This is a genomic window from Streptomyces sp. KLMMK (assembly GCF_036961605.1).
GTDB lineage: Bacteria > Actinomycetota > Actinomycetes > Streptomycetales > Streptomycetaceae > Streptomyces > Streptomyces telluris.
Window position 1 is genome coordinate 1 of record NZ_JBAMDC010000620.1, and the last position, 2,492, is coordinate 2,492.

Genomic DNA, 2,492 nt, shown 5'->3' on the forward strand with positions numbered 1-2,492 from the left:
CTGGTGCGGCGGCTGCGTCGATTGCGTCGGTTGCGGCGGCTGTGCCGGCTGTTTGCACAGCTGCTTCCGGTCCTGGCGGAACGTGCCGGGGCCGCCGGGTAACGCACCGGGCCCGTCGGACCCGGTGGGGCCGGCGGGCGGAGCCGGGCCGTCCGCGGGGAGTTCGCGGTCGGCCAGGGCGACCGCCCTGCTGAGCGTCGCCGAGCGGACCGCCTCGCCCTTCTTGATGACGATCGCCTCCACCCGCCGCGTGCCCTCCGCGCCGGCGAACCAGCGGGCGAGCCAGCGGGCGAAGTCACGGTCCCGGGCCGCGCTCCGCGGCACCGAGGGCAGGCCGTTGCCCCGCTCGCCGCTCACGTAGCGGGCGATGGCCGGCAGGTGCCGGACGACGGTCTCGATGGGGATCATGTACGACAGGTGCAGCCGCTGGTCGGCGGGCGCGGCCGAGGAGCGGTCGTCGTAGCGGCTGACGACCATGCCGAGGACGCGATGGGTCTCCGCGTCCGTCACGGCGGCCCCGCTGAAGCCGGGGCGCACCGTCTCCTCGGGCGTCACGGGGAACATCTGCACCCACTCGCCGCGCGGCCCCGACGGCCCGGCGAGGGTGGCCCGGAACCACACGCCGTCCTTGAGCTCCCTGGTGCTGGGGAAGCCGCACATCCATACGGTCCGGCCGCGCGTGGGTGCGACGCGGTGCAGCGGGGCGGCGTGGCGGGCGTCCTGCGGCTCGTCCAGGGTCAGGAGGGCGACGTCGCCCCGGGAGTCCTCCAGCTCGGGCACCCAGCAGCCGTCGGCCACGCGGGCCGCCACGGGGCGGGCGCCGGGCACCCCGACCAGCTCGACCAGCACGTCGCCGGTGGGAGCGGAGGGGAAGGCGGGGTCACGGGGGCCGGAGGGAATGACGTGGGCGCAGGTGAGGACCGCATCGGCGGCCAGCAGGATGCCGGCACCCAGGACGTCCCCGCCGGACGTGGAAATGCGGACCCGCCAAGTCTCGCCGTGCATCTCGGTGTTGACGGGGACCTCGGTCTCCTCCCCCATGGGCGCAGAGCATACGCGCGCCCCCGGCGGAAGCGCCCCCTCCGACTGTGGGGTCACCGTTCCGTGTGATTCACGGCGGGTGCCGTGCGCCCCCGGGGTTCACTCGTTTGCCACGCCCGGGGGCCGCCCTTCCGGTTACTGTGCGGTTACCGTCGGTGACCTGCTCTTACGCCCGCCGGTCGGGGCCGGGGGCGGTTCCGGACCGGTGGTTCTGATGTGACGTCAGGGTGCGGGAGGGGCCGGATCCCGGTTCGCTCGGCTCTGAGGAGCGCGGACCCCCCACTCCTTTCGGTGGCACATCGAAGTGCCGCGGCCGCGCTCACGGAGGAACAAGCATGCGTAACTCACGAGTGCTCACCGGGACCGCCCTGTCCATAGCCGCCCTCGGGCTGGCGAGCGCTCCCGCGCTCGCCGGGGACTTCGGCAAGCTGGAAGTCGGCCCGAACCCCGCGAAGCCCGGCGCCGAGGTCACGGTGAACACCACCGCCTGCGGCGCCAACGGCTCGGGCACGGGCGACGCCAGCGCCGTCGGCGGCCCGGCCTCGTTCCAGCTCAAGCCCGGCACGCAGAAGGATTCCGTCGTCGGCACCTTCAAGGTCCCGAACAGCGCGAAGGCCGGTACGTACGGCGTCGGCGTCAAGTGCCACAGCGGCAAGGAGGCCACGGGCGACCTGGTCGTTTCCACCGGCTCGGCGCCGGGCTCGCGTGCGGGCTCCGGTTCGGGCTCCGGCTCGGGTTCGGGTTCGGGTTCGAGTGCGAGCCCCGGTACGGGCAGCGGTTCCGGTTCTGGTTCCGGGTCCGGTTCGGGCGCGGGCTCCGGCTCCTCCACGACCCCCGCCATGCCCCCGAAGGGCGGCATGAAGACCGGTGTCGGCTCCACCAGCGACGACTCCGGCATGACCGAGCTCATGGCGGGTGCGGCCGTGCTGGCCACCGCGGCGGTGGGCGGCACCTGGTACCTGCGGCGCCGTGGCAGCAACGGCAACCGGGTCTGACGTGCCCCCGGCCGGCTCCGTTTCCTGGTCCCCGAACGCGCTCGCGTCCGGGGACCAGGGGCGCGGTGGAGGAGAACGATGTCCCAGTCGCAGAACGCAGGCGAACGGGCCGTCCGCAGGGCGCACGGTTCCCGCAAGCCGCGGAACTCGCGGCAGATGCGCCGGAATCCGAACAGACGGGCCGCGGCGGCCGCGGCGTCCCTGGCGGCCCCGCTCTCCGCCGCGTCCTCCGCGGCCCACCCGCCCGGCTCGCGTCGCTCACACCCTCCGCGGCGCCCCCCGCGGTCCTCGCTGCAGGCGCGTGAGTCCCGGCGCGAGTCCCAGCGCGAATCCCGGCGCGAGTCCCGGCGCAAGACCGTCGTCGCCGCGTGCATCGCCGTCGCCCTGTGCTTCGGGAGCTGGCTGATCCAGCGCGGCGCCGACATCCAGGACCCGCCCCCGGTGCCCTCCGCGGCC

2 protein-coding genes and 1 pseudogene are annotated in these 2,492 nt (G+C 74.8%); 2 read left to right on the top strand and 1 reads right to left on the bottom strand.

The window, feature by feature from the left end:
- Window positions 1-1,041 (bottom strand): S1 family peptidase (locus tag V7793_RS36370; protein WP_336013950.1); only part of this gene is annotated, 1,041 nt, incomplete at its 3' end.
- Window positions 1,042-1,376: 335 nt separating this feature from the next.
- Between V7793_RS36370 and V7793_RS36375 the strand changes: the two genes are divergently transcribed.
- Entirely contained in the window at window positions 1,377-2,036 is a 660-nt protein-coding gene (locus V7793_RS36375; protein ID WP_336013951.1) for a hypothetical protein, read from the top strand.
- Window positions 2,037-2,114: 78 nt separating this feature from the next.
- Window positions 2,115-2,492: pseudogene (locus V7793_RS36380) on the top strand (hypothetical protein); the annotation flags it as partial.

What these genes read in the sequence shown, in the direction of transcription:
- V7793_RS36375 (WP_336013951.1), top strand. Translation starts at nt 1,377, where the DNA reads ATGCGTAACTCACGAGTGCTCACCGGGACCGCCCTGTCCATAGCCGCC.